Here is a 16,230-nt window from a genome sequence, read left to right as displayed (position 1 = left end):
GGGTCAGACTACGGGTCAAGTTGATGCAGTGACTCGCTCCGATCGGGCATGCTGTTCCGCGTAACCATGCCTACCTTGTTGCCGGCGGGCCGTCGCCCGCTCAGTCCCGGATCCCGCGTCGGCCTCGGCGCGGCCCTTGTGCTGCTCGCGGTCGTGTCCGCGGTGGAGCTGGCGGACGGCCGGGGCGCGCATTTCGTGGGCCTCTTCGCCGCCGTGCCGTTCCTGGCTGCGGCCTTCGCCATATGGCGGACGGTGCTGGTGGTCGGCGTCTTCGCCGCGATGATCGGGATGATCTTTGTGGGCGCCAGCCCCAAACCGGACATGTCGATGCTGGTCAACATCCTCGGCATCATCCTGGCCACCGGCATCGCGGCCGGGGTGGCCACCATCCGGCAGCGGCAGGCCGACCGGATCGCCGAGCTTCAGCGCCTCGCCGCGGTGGCCCAGCAGGCGGTGCTGCGCCCGGTGGGACCGCAGGTGGGTGCGCTCGCGGTGGCCGGCCGGTACATCTCCGCGACCGCGGCCGCGGACATCGGCGGCGACCTCTACGAGGCCCTCGACACCCCCTATGGGGTCCGCATCATCATCGGCGACGTGCGGGGCAAGGGACTGGACGCGGTCCGGCTGGCCAGCATGGTGCTGGGTTCCTACCGGCATGTGGCGTACGAGCGGGCGGATCTCAAGGCGATCGTGGCCGACCTGGACCGGGCCGTCGCCCGGGGCGTGGGCGACGAGGACTTCGTGACCGCGGCGCTGGTGGAGGAGCGAGGGGGCACGCTCACCATCGTCAACTGTGGACATCCGGCGCCACTGCTGCTGCGCCGCGGTCAGGTCATCGCCCTCGAACCGCCCGCGCCCGCGCCCCCGCTGGGCTTCATGCCCGAGGTGAAGGCGCGGGTTGAGCGGCTCGAACCGGGCGACCGGCTGTTGCTGTTCACCGACGGCCTGGGCGAGGCGCGCCGGGAGGGCGAGTTCTTCCCGACCGCGGACCGGGCCTGGCGCCTGCTGGGGCACGGCACGGTCGGCGACGGGCTGGCGTCCCTGGAAACCGCGCTGGTCGACTGGGTGCACGGCCGACTCGAGGACGACATCGCCCTGGTGCTGCTGGAATACGCGGGACCCGACGACGGCCCGACCGTACCCATGCCGAGCTGGGAGGTCGGTGCCGCCGGAAGCTAGGCGGCTGCGGTTTCTTCGGCCGGCTTGTCGGGCGAGTTCACGATCGGGCTGGGCGGAACGGTGACCACCGGGGCCGGCGAGACCGGAGCGGCGGGCGGGACCGGCTCGGGCCGACGGTGACGTCCGACGTAGTGACGCGGCTGATCCGACTGGCGCGGCTCGGGAATCAGGTTCTTGATCGTGGCGAACATTGCGCCCCCTTTGTGTCGGCGAAGTCGATGGGCTTCGTCTCTATCCGGAGCAACGAGCCGCAAGACACCTCGATACGTCGAAGCTTCACCGGAAGCCCTAATTAGCCGAACGGCTGTCCTGCTGCCTGCCCGATCGGTGGGGTTTGATGTTCGTTCCGGCTGATGGACCACCCTCCCGAGGTGGTTGGTCACAGAACCACTCATGGCTTGTCGCTCTCTACCGATGAGTAATACAGTGGCTGTTACTGACGGGTAACTCGGATGAGCGGGGCCAGGCACCATGACTCACTACAAGGGCAACCTTCGGGACCTCCAGTTCAACCTGTTCGAGGTCTTCGGAGCGGATCGGGCGTTCGGTCAGGCACCGTTCGACGAGATCGACGCCGACACCGCACGCGACGTGCTCGCCGAGGTGCACCGGCTCGCCACCGAGGACCTGGCTGCCAGCTACACCGAGGCCGACCGCAACCCACCCGTCTTCGACCCGGTCACGCACACCGCCCCGCTGCCCGAGGCGTTCAAGAAGTCGTTCGAGCAGTGGATGGCCGCCGAGTTCTGGCGCCTCGACCTGCCCGGCGAGCTGGGCGGCACGCTGGCGCCGCGGGCGCTGTGGTGGGCCATCGCCGAGAACGTGCTGGGTGCCAACGCCCCGGTCTGGATGTACTCGTCCGGTCCGTCCTTCGCGCACGTCGTCTTCACCGAGGGCACCGAGGAACAGAAGCAGTGGGCCAAGCTCTTCGTCGAGAAGCAGTGGGCCTCGACCATGGTGCTCACCGAGCCGGACGCCGGCTCCGACGTGGGTGCCGGCCGGTCCCGGGCCATCCCGCAGCCGGACGGCTCGTGGCACATCGAGGGCGTCAAGCGCTTCATCACCTCGGGTGAGCACGACCTGAGCGACAACATCATCCACTACGTGCTGGCCCGCCCGGTCGGCGTCGAGGGTGCCGGCGGCCCGGGCACCAAGGGCCTGTCGCTGTTCATCGTGCCCAAGTACCACTTCGACCCGGAGACCGGCGAGCTGGGCGACCGCAACGGCGTCTACGCCACCAACGTCGAGCACAAGATGGGTCTCAAGGTCTCCAACACCTGCGAGCTGACCTTCGGCGAACACGGCGCCCCGGCCAAGGGCTGGCTGCTCGGCGAGGTGCACCAGGGCATCCGGCAGATGTTCATGATCATCGAGTATGCCCGGATGATGGTCGGTACCAAGGCGATCGCCACCCTCTCGACCGGTTACCTGAACGCGCTGGAGTACGCGAAGAACCGGGTGCAGGGCGCCGACCTGGTGCAGAACGACGACAAGGCCGCGCCGCGCGTCACGATCACGCACCACCCCGACGTGCGCCGCTCGCTGATGCTGCAGAAGTCGTACACCGAGGCCCTGCGCGCGCTGGTCATCTACACCGCCACCTGGCAGGACCGGGTGGCCATCGCGGAGGCGGCCGGCGACACCGCGGCGGCCAAGGCGGCCGCCACCGTCAACGACCTGCTGCTGCCGCTGGTCAAGGGCGTTGGTTCGGAACGCGCCTACGAACTGCTCGGGCACGAGTCGCTGCAGACATTCGGCGGTTCCGGCTTCCTGCAGGACTACCCGCTCGAGCAGTACGTGCGGGACGCGAAGATCGACACCCTGTACGAGGGCACCACCGCGATCCAGAGCCTCGACCTGATCTTCCGCAAGATCGTGAAGAACCAGGGCAAGGCGCTCGCCATGCTGGCCACCGAGATGCAGGGCTTCATCGAGAGCGAGGCCGGCAACGGCCGGCTCAAGGAGGAGCGGCTCGCGCTCGGCAAGGCGCTCGGCGAGTTGCAGCAGATCCTCGGCGTGACCATGGGCTGGCTCACCGCGGCGCAGAGCGGCGACACTCGCGAGCTGTACAAGGTGGGGCTGAGCTCGCGCCGGGTGCTGCTGGCGCTCGGCGACGTGGTCCTGGCCTGGCTGCTGCTGCGGCAGGCCGAGGTGGCGCTGAAGGCGCTCGGCGGCGAGGTGCCGGCCGCCGACAAGCACTTCTACGAGGGCAAGGTCGCCGCGGCGCAGTTCTTCGTCCGCGAGGTGCTGCCGCGTGTCGGCGCCGATCGCCGGATCATCGAGAACACCAACCTCGACGTGATGGACCTGTCCGAGGACGTCTTCTAACCGCTCGAAAGAGACGAGGGCCGGACGGCCCTCGTCTTTTCTTATCCGCGGGCGGTGTGCCGCTCGACCAGGCGCATCGAGCCGGGCTCGAGGTCTGCCCAGCCGCTGTCGGCCCGGTGCACGGCCAGGCCGGCCGTCTTCATCTCGACGCCCTGACCGTCGTACTGCTCGTCGGGAACGAGCAGGATGGACACCTCGGAGACGGTCGGATTGTGGCCCACCACGAGGACCGTGCGAACCGTGTCGGGCACCGTGCGCAGCAGGTCGAACACCTCGGTCCGCCCACCGAAGTAGAGGCCGGTCTCGTAGCGCACCTCGGGCGCGACCCCGCCGTGTCCGGCCTGTGCCAGCGCGATCGAAACGCCCTGCCAGGTCTGCCGGGTGCGGGCCGCCGGTGAGCAGAACACCAGGTCGGGACGAATGCGTTCGTCGGCCAGCCAGGAGCCTGCGGCATCCGCGTCGGTCTCGCCCCGCTCGGTCAGCCGGCGGTCGAAGTCGGGCTCGTCGTTCGGGGTCTCGGCCTTGGCGTGCCGGAGCAGTACGAGGGTCCGTGCGGTCATGGGAACAGCTTGCCTGATTGAGGATTCGGACGCGTGGGTAAAGCCATCCTCGAGGCATTGCATTGACCCCGGTGAGGATCAAGGAGGCCCGGTAATGGGCATCGGCGGAAGCATCTTCCTGCTGGCGGTGGGGGCGATCCTGGCGTTCGCCGTCAACGCGGAGATCAGCGGACTGGACATCAACGTCATCGGCTGGATCCTGATGGCCGCCGGGCTGATCGGCCTGGTCGTGACCCTCTGGTATTGGAACAGCCGGCGGCGCACCGTGGTGACCCGGCAGACGGCGCAGCCCGTCGCCCGTCCGGGCTACACCGCCGAGTACCGCGAGACCCGGCGCGAGGACACGGCTCCCCCGCCGCCGCCCCCCGGCTACTGATCAATCCGAACCCGCGACGCCGACCGCCGTCCCTCCCCCTAGCGGCTGGTCGGCGTCGCGTACTTTGAATCTCAGTGAATCGCGGCCCGGATCGCGGCGGCCAGCGGGGTGACCGGACGGCCGAGCAGGTTCTCCAGATCGGCGCGCGGCACCTCGAGCGCGCCGCCGGACGCGGCCCGGTCCGAGTCGGCCAGGATTTCCGCGTACGGCTGCGGCAGGCCGGCACCCACCAGCACCTCGATGTACTTCTCCGGGCTCAGGTCGGTGTAGGTCACCGGCTGACCGGACTCGCGCGAGATCACCTCGGCCAGTTGCGCCATCGTGAACGGCTCGCCGCCCAATTCGTACACCTTTCCGGCGTGGCCCTCGCCCGCCAGCACCGACGCCGCCGCCTCGGCGAAATCGGCCCGGGTCGCGGCGCTGATCCGGCCGTCGCCGGCTGCGCCGAACAGGCCGTGCGCGAGCGCCTGCGCCACGCTGTAGTTCTCGATGTACCAGCCGTTGCGCAGGATCACGTGCGGCAGCCCGGACGCGGCCAGCAGCCGCTCGGTGGCCAGGTGCTCAGCGGCCAGCTTCATGTCGGTGCGGTCCGCCTTGGGCGCGCTGGTGTAGACGATCAGCCCGACCCCGGCCGCCTTCGCCGCCTCGACGACGTTGGTGTGCTGCGGGATGCGCCGGCCGACCTCGCTGCCCGAGATGAACAGCACCTTGTCGGCGCCGGTGAAGGCGGCGGTGAGCGCGTCGCGGTCGTCGTACGAGACCTGCCGGACGGTGATCCCGAGGTCGGCGATCCGGTCGACCTGGCGGCCGAGGCCCACGATCTCGGCGGCCGGCACCCCCTTGGCCAGCAGCGACTCGATGACGAGGCGGCCCAGGTGTCCGGTGGCGCCGGTGACGACGATGCTCATGGTGTGCTCCCTCTGCGATACAACAGTCAGGAGTACGCAACGCCACAGGTCAACGATCACTTCCCAATAGATAGTGGGCACCTTGAAGTGCAGTACTTACCCGAGGGATAGTTAGCGGATGCAGATCAGCGCGTACGCGAAGGACTGCCCGAGCCGGCAGATCCTGGACCGCATCGGCGACACCTGGAGCGTCCTGATCGTGGTCATGCTGGCCGACGGTCCGCACCGGTACACCGAACTCGCCCGGCGCATCCAAGGCGTGAGTCCCAAGATGCTCACCCAGACGCTGCGCGGTCTCGAACGCGACGGGCTGATCGAGCGGACCGTGTACGCGGTGGTGCCGCCGCGGGTCGACTACGCGCTCACCGAACTGGGCCGCAGTCTGCACGGCCTGGTCGAGGCGCTGGAGAAGTGGGCCGAGGCGCACATCGACGAGGTTCTCGCCGCGCGTCAGGCGTACAGCGCAAAATAGACGGCGATGTGGTGGCAGATGGCCGCCACCAGCGTGCAGGCGTGGAAAAACTCGTGATGGCCGAAGACCTCGGGCCACGGGTTGGGCCGGCGCAGCGCATAGAAGATCGCGCCCGCGCTGTAGATCAGCCCGCCGGCGATCAGCAGCACCAGGCAGGCGACGCCGCCGCGGTGCAACACGTCCGGAAGGATCGCCACGGCCGCCCAGCCCAGGGCCAGGTAGAGGGGGGCGCCGACCCAGCGTGGCAGGTGTGGCCAGACCACCTTGAGCGCCACCCCGCCGAGCGCGCCGCCCCAGATCAGGCTGAGCATCAGCGTGGCCTTGCTGGTGGAGAGCAACTCGACGCAGAACGGGGTGTAGGTGCCGGCGATGAATATGAAGATCATCGAGTGGTCGAGGCGGCGCATGACCTGAAAGCCGCGTTTGCTCCACACCCGACGGTGGTAGAGGGCGCTGATCCCGAACAGGCCGCACACGGTGGCGCTGTAGATGAGGCAGCTCAGGAAGGGAGCCGCACCCGGGCGGCTGAGCGCGACCGCGGTGAGCACGATGCCGCAGACGACGGCGACGAAGAACGCGTACTGGTGCAGCCGGCCGCGCAGGCGTGGTTTGCCTAGGTCGGCCGGTTTCATCCGGAACGGGGCGGTAGTCGTCACGCCTCCCAGGTTACGGCACCGTAGGTTACTAGCGGGTAGTGAAGCCGCTCACCCGGGTGCTTCGGGCAGGATGTTGCTCATGAGACTACGGCGTGCGGGTGGGTCTGCGCTGCTTATCGAGTGTCACGACGGTGAACACGTCGAGGCGTGGCGCGCCGAACTGTGGCGTCGCCGCGCGGCCGGTGAACTGGAAGTGACCGACATCGTGCCCGGTGCGCGCACCGTTCTGCTCGACGGCGTAGCTCCGGAAACGGCCGCGCTCGTGGAGAGTTGGCCGGAACCGGCTCCGGCGGCGACCGCGGACGGGCCGCTGGTGGAGATCCCGGTGACCTTCGGCGGCGAGGACCTGCCCGACGTAGCGACGCGCTGGCAGGTTCCGGTCGAGGAGGCGGTCGACCGGCTGCTGGCGACGCCGCTGACCGTGGCGTTCTGCGGTTTTGCGCCCGGATTCGCCTATCTGCGCGGCCTACCGGAGGAGTGCGCGGTGCCCCGGCTCGACGCGCCCCGCCCCCGAGTTCCGGCGGGCTCCGTGGGCCTCGCCGGGGCATATGCCGGCATTTATCCGACGGCCTCGCCGGGCGGTTGGCGACTCGTGGGGAAAACTTCCCAAAACCTTTTTGACGTACGACGTGAGCCACCGGCCCTGCTCGTGCCGGGCACCCGGGTCCGGCTGGTCAGAGCATGATCACCGTGGTCCGCTCGGGGCCGCTCAGCACGGTCCAGGACCTCGGCAGGCCCGGGTACGCACACCTCGGCGTGCCCCGGTCGGGCGCGCTGGATCTCGCGGCGCTGCGGCGGGCCAACGCGCTGGTCGGCAATCCGGTCACGGCCGCCGTCGTGGAGACGACGTTGCTCGGCTGCGCGCTGCGGTTCGCGGTCGCGGCACGGGTGGCGGTCACCGGTGCGACGGCCGCGGTACGCCTGGACCGGCAACCGGTCCCGGACGAGGTGATCGAGGTGCCGGTCGGGTCGGTGCTGGACGTGGGGCGGGCGACGGCCGGGGTGCGGTCCTATGTGGCGGTCGCGGGCGGCATCGACGTGGAACCGATACTCGGCAGTCGCGCCACCGACACGCTCTCCGGCCTCGGACCACCACGCCTGACCGACGGCATGAAGCTGCCGATCGGCACCGAGCAGTTCGGTAGTGCTGTCGTCGGGCCGGCGATGCTGCCCACCACCGAGCTCGAGCTGGGCGTCCGGCTCGGGCCTCGCGATGACTGGTTCGAGGCCGCGGGACTCTTCGCCTCGGCGTACCAGGTCAGTCCGTTGAGCAACCGCGTCGGATGCCGGCTGGCCGGCATCGCCCTGACCCGCACCCGGGCCGGCGAGTTTGCCTCCGAAGGCGTGGTGCTCGGCGCCATCCAGGTGCCGGCCGACGGGCAGCCGCTGATTTTCCTGGCCGACCACCCGACGACCGGCGGCTATCCGGTGATCGGCGTGGTGGATGACGTGACGCCGCTCGCGCAGGCGCGCCCGGGGACTACGGTTCGATTTCGTGCACTCGATTGACCTGAACGCGGACCTGGGCGAGGGCTTCGGCCACTGGCGCCTGGGCGACGACGACGCCCTGCTCGACGTCGTGACCTCGGCGAACGTGGCGTGCGGCTTCCACGCCGGCGACCCGGCCACCATGCACCGCATCTGCCGCGCGGCGGTATCCCGAGGCGTGGCGATCGGCGCGCAGGTGGGCTACCGGGACCTGGCCGGCTTCGGGCGCCGCCGGATCGACTACGACCTGGACGAGCTCCGGGACGACATTCTGTACCAAATGGGAGCGCTGGAGGGCTTCTGTCGGGTCGCCGGCGGGAGAGTGGCCTATCTGAAGCCGCATGGCGCGCTCTACAACACGGCCGCGGTGGATGCGGGACAGGCGTCGGCGGTGGTCGCGGCGGCGCTCGCCTACGACGCGGGGTTGCCGGTGCTCTGCCAGCCGGGTTCGGTGCTGGCGCGGCTGGCGGTGGATGCGGGACTGCCGGTGGTGGGCGAGGGGTTCGCCGACCGCGGCTACCGTGCGGACGGGACGCTGGTGCCGCGCTCGGCCGCGGGGGCGGTGATCCACGATCCGGCGGCGGTGGTGGCGCGGGCGGTGCGGATGGCGGTCGAGGGCGAGGTCGAGGCCGCGGACGGGTCGGTGGTGCCGTGCCGGGTCGCCTCGATCTGCGTGCACGGCGACACGCCCGGCGCGGTCGACCTGGCGGCGCAGGTGCGGGCGGGGTTACGTGCGGCCGGCGCCGAGGTGGCGGCGTTCACCTGAACCGGCCGCCGGGCCTCAGGACTGGTCGAGTCCTCGCAGGATCAACGGCAGCCTCGCGGGGCCACCCGGGGTGACCACGACCGGCACGCCCCAGTCCTGCCGGGTCAGGTGGCACGCCGGGAACTCCACGTCGACGTCGCACGTTGCGGCCTGGGCCACGACCTGGAGGACACCCTTCTCGACCGCCGGGTTGACCTCCAGGGTGCGGGTCAGCTGGGTGGTGACGCCGGCGCCGGCGAGCAGCAACTCGGGCGGGGCCGCGGAGATCTCGAGCCGGGTGGACGGGCCGAACTGGGTGTCGAGCTTCTGGCCCGGTGCGGGGGTGAAGACCACGTCCAGCACCAGCGCGCCGGGGGCGATGGCGGCGGGCGGGCGTTCGGTGTGGTGCCGCTCGCCGGTCACCGTCTTGACCACGCCGGGGGCCAGCCGGGTGAGCCGGTGCGCGGCCGATTCCACCACGAAGACGTCGCCGGACGCGGTGACCAGGATGTCGCTCGGCTCGGCCAGGCCGGCGTCCACCGTCGACACCTCGCCGGTGGCCGGGTCGAAGCGGCGGACCGCGCCGTTGTAGGTGTCGGCCACCAGGACCGAGCCGTCCGGCAGGGCCGCCACGCCGAGCGGGTGCTGGAACAGCGCGTCGGCGGCCGGACCGTCCACATGACCGAAATCGAACAGGCCCTGACCGGCTGCGGTGTGCATTGCGTCACCGGCGATCCAGCGGAGTGCCGAAGTTTCACTGTCGGCGATCCACAGGCGATCCGCGGTAGCGGACAAACCGGACGGCTGGGCCATCCACACGTCCGGGAGGGTGCCGTCGCGCAGCGACTCCACGGTGGTGCCGGCGTAGACGCCGACCTGGCCGGCGCGCGGGTCGAACCACCACAGCTGGTGGATGCCGGCCATCGCGATCACCACCCGGTCGTCGAACCAGGCCAGGTCCCAGGGCGAGGACAGGTCGGCGGCCAGCGCGTCCTGCGGACCGTCCACGGCCGACCGCCACGGCCGGCCCGAACCGGCCACCAGGGTCACCTCGCCGGTCGCCAGCCGGACGCCGCGCAACTGGTGGTGGACCGTGTCGGTCACCAGGACGTCATAACCGGCCGCGGCGGCCACTTCGCCGGGCAGCAGGAGCAGGCCCTGCGGCTCGTTGAACGGGTCGCCGCGTTCGCCGCTGCCGATCCGGCGCACCAGGGTCTCGCCGTCCGGGGTGAGTTCGGCCAGCGAGTGCCGGGCCGAGTCGGAGACCAGCAGGTTGCCGCCCGGCAGTTCGATCGCCTTGCCGGGGAAGCGCAGCAGCGTGTCGGCGGGGGTTGGCGGCACGTACGGGCCGTCGCCGCGGTGTAGGGTGCCGTCCGCGCCGTGCTTGGCGATCAGTTCGTCGAGCAGCCGGGACAGGCCCTCGGCGTGCCCCTCGCCGGCCATCGAGGCGACCAGATAGCCGGTCGGGTCGATCACCGCGAGGGTGGGCCACGCCTTCGCCGCGTACTGCTGCCAGAGATGCATGTCGACGTCGTCGACGACCGGGTGGTGCACGCCGTAACGCTCCACCGCGGCGGCCAGCGCGGCCGGGTCGCGTTCGTGCTCGAACTTGGGCGAATGCACGCCGATCACCACCAGCGCGTCGCCGTACTTCTCCTCGAGCGGCCGCAACTCATCCAGCACGTGCAGGCAGTTGATGCAGCAGAAGGTCCAGAAGTCCAGCAGGACGATCTTGCCCCGGAGATCGGCCAGGGTCAGCTCCCGGCCACCGGTGTTCAGCCAGGCCCGCCCCCGCAGTTCGGGCGCCCGCACGCGCGCAGTCATCGGACCATCGTGCCGTACCGGTCCGGCCGGTACGGCACGAAGGTGGTCAGGATGACACCCGGTTGTCGATCTGGTTGTCGATCAGGCTTTCGGCTTGAGGCAGAGCACCTGGTTCTTGCCGTCGCTGGTCGGGTTGATCACGTACGGCTGACCGGGGTCCGCGCAGTTCGCCTTGTCGTCCACGATGGACACCACCTCGAACGAGGCCGCGTCGCTGCAATCCGACTTCACCGCGGCGTTCCCCTCGCGCTTCACGCACTCGCCGGTGCTCACGCTGAACGTCTCGTCCCCGTCGCCGGAGACCAGGTAAACGATGCCGATCGCGCTGCCCAGCAGCACCACCGCACCGATCACGACCGCGATCAGAATGGGAAACATCTTCACGTTTGGCGTCTCCGGCTTGGCCGGGGTGGCCTCGGGCTTGAAGTTGTCGAACCGGTTCTGGTCACCCGTCCCGGGCCAGTTGGTGGTGTCGTCCGGCGACGGCGGGGTCACCGTGGCGCGGCTGGCCGGCCCCGGGAAGAGCCCACCCATCCGCATCTCGCCCTCGGGCGGCGGCGGGAACTGGTGATCCTGTCCCCGGCCGGCGATGTCGGTGGTCATCTCGCCGTAGTGCTCGGGCTTCATGCCGGTGCCGGGCGGCGGCGGGCTGCCGAACGGCGGGAACGGCGGCGCGCTGCCCGGCTGCTGGTCCGGCGCCGGCGGCGCGACGCGCGCACTTGCCGAGGCGCGGGCTGAGGCACGGGCCGGGCTCTGCGGGGCGACATCGGGCACGTTCGGATTTTGGGGGTACGCGGGTGAGCCGAACCCGGTCGGAGCGGGCCGGCCCGCATCCGGGCCGTCCCCGAACGGGCGGCGGTCGCTGTCGGTGCGGTTGTCGAACGGCGACGCCTCGTGCTGCTGGTCGACATCGTCGGACGGTTCTGCGGCCGGCTCGGCGGGCCGCCCGTAAACCCGAGCCTGCGGTGCCGCGGCCGGCGGCGGCAACTCACCCGGATCGACCGGCGCAACCCGGCTGGCCGACGGCACCGATGCACTGGCCGTCACCGGCCGAGCGGAACCCACCGCGCCGCCCGGCTCGGCCGGGTCACGCGGCTGCGGCACGGCCCCGCCGCGGGTCTCGCCACCGGACCCGAGCGCGGCCCCCGGAACCCGCTGCGGGAACTCGGACTCCGAACCCGGAGCCTCGGGACGCCGGTAGAGAGCGTGCTCGTCGCCGGCCGGAGACGCGGGCTCGGGCGAGTCACCGAACGGCGACGGCGACGAGGCGCGCGGAGGCGTGCTGCCGAACGGGCTGTCCGGCTCGGCCGGGCCGCCGAACGGCGATGCGGGGGCGGGTCGCTGTCCGAACGGGCTGTCCGGCGCAGAGCCCGGCGCGCTGCCGAACGGCGATCCGGTAGAAGGCTGCTCCGGGCTGCCGAAGGGCGATCCGGAGGCGGGTCGCTGTCCGAACGGGCTGTCCGGCGCCGATTCGGGTGCGCCGCCGTAGGGAGGCCGCTGTCCGAACGGATGGTCGGGCGCCGGCTCAGGTGCGCTGCCGTAGGGCGAGCCGGAGGCGGGCTCCTGTGCGCTGCCGAACGGGTTGCCGGAGGAGGCCGGTTCGGGTGCGGCGCCGAAGGAGGGCCGCTGGGCGAACGGGCTGTCCGGCGCCGGGTCGGCTGCGCCACCGAAGGGTGAGCCGGAAGCAGGTCGCTGTCCGAACGGGCTGTCCGAGGGTGCCGAGTCGGCTGCGTCGCCGAATGTCGCGGGCCCGCTGAACGGGTTGGGTGCGGAGGTCGGTTCGGGTGCGGCGCCGAAGGGTGAGCCGGAGGCGGGTCGCTGCGCGAACGGGCTGTCCGCGTCGGAGACGTTGCCGTAGGGCGTGCCCGAGGACGGGGACTTGGGCGCACCGTCGAAGGCGGCCGGGTCGCCGTCGGCGAACGGGGTGGCCGGCTTCGCGCTGCCGTAGGCGGTGGGTGAGGCCGGCTGCGGGGCGTCCTCGGCGTCGACGCGAGGGCGCGCGGTGCCGTAGGTCGGCTGCGGGCTGCCGAACGCCGCATTGTCGCCGGGGCGGGCGGTGCCGTAGGTCGGCGCGGGTGACGCCGGTTCCGGGCGGGCCGTGCCGTAGGTCGCTTCGGCGGGCGCGGCGGCCGGTGAGGCGGGGCGGGCGGAGCCGTAGGCCGTGCCGGTGGGCTGGTCGGCGCCGGGACGGGCCGAACCGTAGACGGGTGCCGGCGAAGCCGGCATGGCCGTGGCGCCGAAGGCCGACTCGTCGGGGCGTGCGGAGTCGGGGCGAGCGGAGTCGGGGCGGGTCGAGTCGGGATGGGCCGATTCGGGAAGGGCAGACTCCGAGCGAGGAGACTCGGGACGGGCCGTGCCGTAGGCGGCCGCCGGGGAAGCCGGTCTAGCGGCGCCGAATGTCGCGTCGTCGGGCCGGGCCGCGCCGAAGGAGGAGGCCGCGGCGGCCGGGCGGCCAAACGGGTCGGACTCGGCGTCGGGGCGGCGGCCGAAGGGGTCGGCTGGGGGCGCGGCGTCGGGGCGGCGGCCGAAGGGGTCGGCTGCGGGCGCGGCGTCGGGGCGCGCGTAGGGGTGCGGCTCGGACTGCTGCTGCTCGGACGGCGGAGGGCCGAAGGCGCTGAACGGCGAGCCGGCCGTGGGTGCCGCGTAGGGGGGCTGCTGACTGCGGATCGGCAGGTCGCCGGGCTGGCCGGGGATCTCGGGGCGGGCCGCGGCGGCGAAGCCGGTGCCGGTGGGCTCGCCGTTGCCGCGCAGCGGGAAGCCGCCGCCGCTGTCGCCTCGGCGGGTCGGGAAGGTGGCGCTGCCGCCGGTGCGCAGCGGGAAGCCGCCGGAGTCGGCGTTGCGGTCGTCGCCGGGGCCGCGGGCCGGGAAGCCGCCGCTGTCGCCGGAGCGGCCGTTGTCGCTGCGGCCGGCGGCGTCGGGCAGGTCGGTCAGGGTGGCGCCGGGGACGCGGACGCGCTGGTCGCCGAACGCGGAGAGGCCGGGCGGGCGGCCGGTGCCCGGGTCGGGCTGGGCACCGGATTGGGCACCGGATTGGGCGCCGACCGAGCCGCGGCCGGGGGTGCCGGCCGCGAAACCGTCGAACTCGCCGATGGTGGCCGGGTCGACCGTTGACGGGGTGCGCTGCGGGAGCGGGATCGGGTTGTCGGCGCCCTCGGCGGCGCCGGGTGCGGTCTGCGGGGCCCACGCCGAGCTGGGCGGCTCGGGGGCGTTGCCGGAGGCCGGCACGAAAGGCGGAGACGGTGCGTCACCGGCGCCGGCGGTGGGGGCGAAAGGCGAGGCGAAATTGTTACCTGCGGCGGGCGCGACCGAACCGTAGGGCGACCCAGGGTTGCCGGGCGACACCGAACCGTAGGGCGAGGCGGCCTGGCGCTGGGGAAGCTGGGCCGACTGGTCGTCGGGCTGCGGCACCCGGGCCGAGCCGTACGAGGTGCCGGCCGGCTGGCTGGCGGCGGAGTCTGAGCCGGAGCCGAAGGTGCGTACCGCGGGAACCACGAAGGGCGAGCCACCGTTCGGCGTGTTCGGCGGCGGCGGTGCATAGGAGCTGGGGAAACCGTCGGCGGGGGGCGGGGCCGAAGCCCGGCCGGAGACCCGCTGACCGTCGGAGTCCGGCGGGAAGCCGTCCGACGTGGGTCCGCCCGACGTGGCCTCGGCCGGCTGCGTACCGGCGTAGTGCCCCTCGGACGTCATGAGCGCCTCCTCCATCAGTGCGGCCGCGCCAGCTTTACACGGACGCGACTCACCGGCCATTCACACGGCGAGTCGTGCCCAGCTCTGAGGCCAGGCCGTGCAGCCCCTCGTGCCGACCGGCCCTCGTGCCGACCGGCCGAGCCAGCCCGGGGGACCGTGCCCCACCGTACCGGGCCGACGCTGCCCTCGGAATCCCGGTGTACGCCCCGGAGGGGACGCCGAACTGATCTTTAAGCGACTCTTCAAACATGCGACGGCCCGCCCGGATTGCTCCGGACGGGCCGTCGTGGTCTGGTGGATCAGAACGTCCTGCGCTGGGCGAAGATCGCTATCTCGTCCCGCATGGCCTGGGTGGGCGCCGAGTGCCACGCTCGGTCGATGGCGCGGTCCTGGCGGTTGATCAGCCGACGCCGGCGTACCCGGTCGACGATGCTCATGGTGCTGCTCACATCCCTCATCTCGATGCGAGTCAATGATCCCTCGCATCGAGACGTGTCGCCAAATAATCAGCGGGTGACGCTGCGCACCTGCCTAAGGATCTAATGTCGGCAACGGATGTGGACTGAGTTTCTTAAGTCCAGGCGAGCAGTGCCGCCTCTGGGTCGGTGAGGAACGCGCCGATGTCCCGGAGGAACTTCGAACCCAGCTCGCCGTCGATGATCCGGTGGTCGAAGGACAGGGCCAGGGTGGTGACCTGGCGGATCTTGATCTTGTCCTTGTGCACCCACGGTGTAGGCCGGATCACGCCGACCGCCAGGATCGCGGACTCGCCCGGCGGCAGGATCGGGGTGCCGGTGTCGACGCCGAACACGCCCACGTTGGTGATCGAGAGCGTGCCACCGGACATGTCGGCCGGCGGGGTCTTGCCCGACTTCGCGACCTGGACCAGGGTGTTCAGGGCCTCGGCCAGCTCGCGCAGCGAGAGCCGGCCGGCGTCCTTCACGTTCGGCACGATCAGGCCGCGCTCGGTGGCCGCCGCGATGCCCAGGTTGACGTAGTCCTTGACCACGATCTCGCCGGTCGCGCCCGACCAGGTCGAGTTGACCATCGGGTGCCGCCGGACCGCGAGCAGCACGGCCTTGGCCACCAGCAGCAGCGGCGAGACCTTGAGGTCACGGAACTCGGGGCGGGCCCTGATCTTGTCGAGGGCCTTCATGGTGCGGGTCACGTCGGCCGTGAGGAACTCGGTGACGTGTGGCGCGGTGAACGCCGAGGCGACCATGTTTTCCGCGGTGAGCTTGCGGACACCCTTGACCGGGATGCGCTGCTCGCGGGCTGTGTCGTAAACGGCCGCCGCGGGCGCCGGTGTGGCCGCCGCCCGCTGCACGTCGTCCCTGGTCACCGAGCCCATCGGGCCGCTGCCGGGAATCGTGGTCAGGTCGACGCCGAGATCGCGGGCCAGCTTGCGGACCGGCGGTTTCGCCAGCACCGGACCGGTCGAAGCCGACGGTGTGGGCTCGGGGGCGGGCCGGCTCGCGGGTGGCGCGGCCACGATCGGATCTGAAGCCGCCGCAGGCGGTGAAGGGTCGGGATGGGTGGTCGCGCGGTCCGTACGCGTACCATTTGATCTTGGTCGTCTTTTGGCACTTGTGGTTCTCGGGCCGTAACCCACCAGGACGGCCGTGCGGCCCCCCGGAGCCGGACCACCGATCAGGCCGGGCTCGACGGAACCCTCCTCGGGCGCGATTTCGACGGCCGCCAGCGACTCCGCCGACGGCTCGGGGAGTTTGTCGCCATCTGAAAGTGGACCACCGGACGGGTCGGTGTCGATCGCCACGATGGGGGCGCCCACCTCGACCGTGCTGCCCGCCTCGTGGAAGATCCGGGTGACCACGCCCGCCCACTTGGCCGGGATCTCGACCGCCGCCTTCGCCGTCTCGACCTCGACGATCGGCTGGTTGAGCTCGATGCTGTCGCCCACCTTGACCAACCAGGACAGGATCTCGCCCTCGGTCAGGCCCTCGCCCAGGTCGGGCAGCGTGAACTCCTTGATCCTGGACATCGCCG

At 71.5% G+C, this 16,230-nt stretch carries 15 protein-coding genes; 7 read left to right on the top strand and 8 right to left on the bottom strand.

The genetic code is table 11. From position 1 onward, the window contains the following. Positions 1 to 48: 48 nt before the first annotated feature. Positions 49 to 1,179, top strand: coding sequence for a PP2C family protein-serine/threonine phosphatase (locus tag Ari01nite_RS19050; RefSeq protein WP_203782611.1), 1,131 nt, complete (start codon positions 49 to 51; stop codon positions 1,177 to 1,179). Here the strand turns inward: Ari01nite_RS19050 and Ari01nite_RS19045 are convergent. After that, a complete protein-coding gene (locus Ari01nite_RS19045) occupies positions 1,176 to 1,370 on the bottom strand; it encodes a hypothetical protein (protein WP_203782610.1) in 195 nt (64 codons plus the stop codon). The two genes, Ari01nite_RS19050 and Ari01nite_RS19045, sit on opposite strands and share 4 nt — an antisense overlap. A gap of 280 nt (positions 1,371 to 1,650) precedes the next feature. Between Ari01nite_RS19045 and Ari01nite_RS19040 the strand changes: the two genes are divergently transcribed. Then, a complete protein-coding gene (locus tag Ari01nite_RS19040) occupies positions 1,651 to 3,507 on the top strand; it encodes an acyl-CoA dehydrogenase (RefSeq protein ID WP_203782609.1) in 1,857 nt (618 codons plus the stop codon). A 41-nt stretch (positions 3,508 to 3,548) separates the two neighbouring features. Here the strand turns inward: Ari01nite_RS19040 and Ari01nite_RS19035 are convergent, their stop codons facing one another. After that, a complete protein-coding gene (locus Ari01nite_RS19035; RefSeq protein ID WP_203782608.1) occupies positions 3,549 to 4,067 on the bottom strand; it encodes a SixA phosphatase family protein in 519 nt (172 codons plus the stop codon). A 94-nt stretch (positions 4,068 to 4,161) separates the two neighbouring features. On the opposite strand from Ari01nite_RS19035, the gene Ari01nite_RS19030 reads away from it, so the two are divergent. Beyond that, the gene (locus Ari01nite_RS19030; protein WP_203782607.1) at positions 4,162 to 4,443 is read left to right on the top strand and encodes a DUF6458 family protein; all 282 of its coding nucleotides are present in this window, start codon (positions 4,162 to 4,164) and stop codon (positions 4,441 to 4,443) included. 71 nt (positions 4,444 to 4,514) lie between these two features. Here Ari01nite_RS19030 and Ari01nite_RS19025 read toward each other — a convergent pair whose 3' ends face one another. Further along, a complete protein-coding gene (locus Ari01nite_RS19025; protein WP_203782606.1) occupies positions 4,515 to 5,351 on the bottom strand; it encodes an SDR family oxidoreductase in 837 nt (278 codons plus the stop codon). Between the two features lie 118 nt (positions 5,352 to 5,469). Between Ari01nite_RS19025 and Ari01nite_RS19020 the strand changes: the two genes are divergently transcribed. After that, a complete protein-coding gene (locus Ari01nite_RS19020; protein ID WP_203782605.1) occupies positions 5,470 to 5,823 on the top strand; it encodes a winged helix-turn-helix transcriptional regulator in 354 nt (117 codons plus the stop codon). On the opposite strand, the gene trhA is transcribed toward Ari01nite_RS19020, so the two are convergent. After that, a complete protein-coding gene (gene trhA / locus Ari01nite_RS19015; RefSeq protein WP_203782604.1) occupies positions 5,802 to 6,479 on the bottom strand; it encodes a PAQR family membrane homeostasis protein TrhA in 678 nt (225 codons plus the stop codon). The two genes, Ari01nite_RS19020 and trhA, sit on opposite strands and share 22 nt — an antisense overlap. Before the next feature lie 79 nt (positions 6,480 to 6,558). On the opposite strand from trhA, the gene Ari01nite_RS19010 reads away from it, so the two are divergent. From Ari01nite_RS19010 to Ari01nite_RS19000, 3 genes are read left to right on the top strand one after another with little or no spacing between them, the layout of a single operon-like run. Then, a complete protein-coding gene (locus tag Ari01nite_RS19010) occupies positions 6,559 to 7,164 on the top strand; it encodes a 5-oxoprolinase subunit B family protein (RefSeq protein WP_203782603.1) in 606 nt (201 codons plus the stop codon). Next, on the top strand, positions 7,161 to 7,988 hold the full coding sequence (locus Ari01nite_RS19005) for a 5-oxoprolinase subunit C family protein (RefSeq protein WP_203782602.1): 828 nt from the start codon (positions 7,161 to 7,163) through the stop codon (positions 7,986 to 7,988). Before Ari01nite_RS19010 ends, Ari01nite_RS19005 begins: the two co-directional genes overlap by 4 nt. Next, entirely contained in the window at positions 7,984 to 8,733 is a 750-nt protein-coding gene (locus Ari01nite_RS19000; protein ID WP_203782640.1) for a LamB/YcsF family protein, read from the top strand. The genes Ari01nite_RS19005 and Ari01nite_RS19000 overlap by 5 nt, the downstream gene beginning before the upstream one ends. 15 nt (positions 8,734 to 8,748) lie before the next feature. Here Ari01nite_RS19000 and Ari01nite_RS18995 read toward each other — a convergent pair whose 3' ends face one another. The 4 genes from Ari01nite_RS18995 to Ari01nite_RS18980 all read right to left on the bottom strand — a co-directional run bounded on the left by Ari01nite_RS18995 (position 8,749) and on the right by Ari01nite_RS18980 (position 16,225). After that, positions 8,749 to 10,536, bottom strand: coding sequence for an NHL domain-containing thioredoxin family protein (locus Ari01nite_RS18995; protein ID WP_203782601.1), 1,788 nt, complete (start codon positions 10,534 to 10,536; stop codon positions 8,749 to 8,751). An 81-nt stretch (positions 10,537 to 10,617) separates the two neighbouring features. Further along, a complete protein-coding gene (locus Ari01nite_RS18990; protein WP_203782600.1) occupies positions 10,618 to 14,223 on the bottom strand; it encodes a hypothetical protein in 3,606 nt (1,201 codons plus the stop codon). A gap of 299 nt (positions 14,224 to 14,522) precedes the next feature. Further along, on the bottom strand, positions 14,523 to 14,672 hold the full coding sequence (locus Ari01nite_RS18985; protein WP_203782644.1) for a hypothetical protein: 150 nt from the start codon (positions 14,670 to 14,672) through the stop codon (positions 14,523 to 14,525). Between the two features lie 122 nt (positions 14,673 to 14,794). Then, positions 14,795 to 16,225 carry a dihydrolipoamide acetyltransferase family protein gene (locus Ari01nite_RS18980; RefSeq protein ID WP_203782599.1) on the bottom strand — a complete coding sequence of 477 codons (1,431 nt, stop codon included), beginning with the start codon at positions 16,223 to 16,225 and terminating at the stop codon, positions 14,795 to 14,797. Positions 16,226 to 16,230: the final 5 nt, after the last annotated feature.

This window comes from Paractinoplanes rishiriensis, assembly GCF_016862375.1.
GTDB lineage: Bacteria > Actinomycetota > Actinomycetes > Mycobacteriales > Micromonosporaceae > Actinoplanes > Actinoplanes rishiriensis.
The sequence above is the reverse complement of the archived record's forward strand: the minus strand, read 5'-3'. Positions and strand labels throughout refer to the sequence as shown.

What these genes read in the sequence shown, in the direction of transcription:
- Ari01nite_RS19050 (WP_203782611.1), top strand. Translation starts at nt 49, where the DNA reads ATGCTGTTCCGCGTAACCATGCCTACCTTGTTGCCGGCGGGCCGTCGC.
- Ari01nite_RS19045 (WP_203782610.1), bottom strand. Translation starts at nt 1,370, where the DNA reads ATGTTCGCCACGATCAAGAACCTGATTCCCGAGCCGCGCCAGTCGGAT.
- Ari01nite_RS19040 (WP_203782609.1), top strand. Translation starts at nt 1,651, where the DNA reads ATGACTCACTACAAGGGCAACCTTCGGGACCTCCAGTTCAACCTGTTC.
- Ari01nite_RS19035 (WP_203782608.1), bottom strand. Translation starts at nt 4,067, where the DNA reads ATGACCGCACGGACCCTCGTACTGCTCCGGCACGCCAAGGCCGAGACC.
- Ari01nite_RS19030 (WP_203782607.1), top strand. Translation starts at nt 4,162, where the DNA reads ATGGGCATCGGCGGAAGCATCTTCCTGCTGGCGGTGGGGGCGATCCTG.
- Ari01nite_RS19025 (WP_203782606.1), bottom strand. Translation starts at nt 5,351, where the DNA reads ATGAGCATCGTCGTCACCGGCGCCACCGGACACCTGGGCCGCCTCGTC.
- Ari01nite_RS19020 (WP_203782605.1), top strand. Translation starts at nt 5,470, where the DNA reads ATGCAGATCAGCGCGTACGCGAAGGACTGCCCGAGCCGGCAGATCCTG.
- Ari01nite_RS19010 (WP_203782603.1), top strand. Translation starts at nt 6,559, where the DNA reads ATGAGACTACGGCGTGCGGGTGGGTCTGCGCTGCTTATCGAGTGTCAC.
- Ari01nite_RS19005 (WP_203782602.1), top strand. Translation starts at nt 7,161, where the DNA reads ATGATCACCGTGGTCCGCTCGGGGCCGCTCAGCACGGTCCAGGACCTC.
- Ari01nite_RS18995 (WP_203782601.1), bottom strand. Translation starts at nt 10,536, where the DNA reads ATGACTGCGCGCGTGCGGGCGCCCGAACTGCGGGGGCGGGCCTGGCTG.
- Ari01nite_RS18990 (WP_203782600.1), bottom strand. Translation starts at nt 14,223, where the DNA reads ATGACGTCCGAGGGGCACTACGCCGGTACGCAGCCGGCCGAGGCCACG.
- Ari01nite_RS18980 (WP_203782599.1), bottom strand. Translation starts at nt 16,225, where the DNA reads ATGTCCAGGATCAAGGAGTTCACGCTGCCCGACCTGGGCGAGGGCCTG.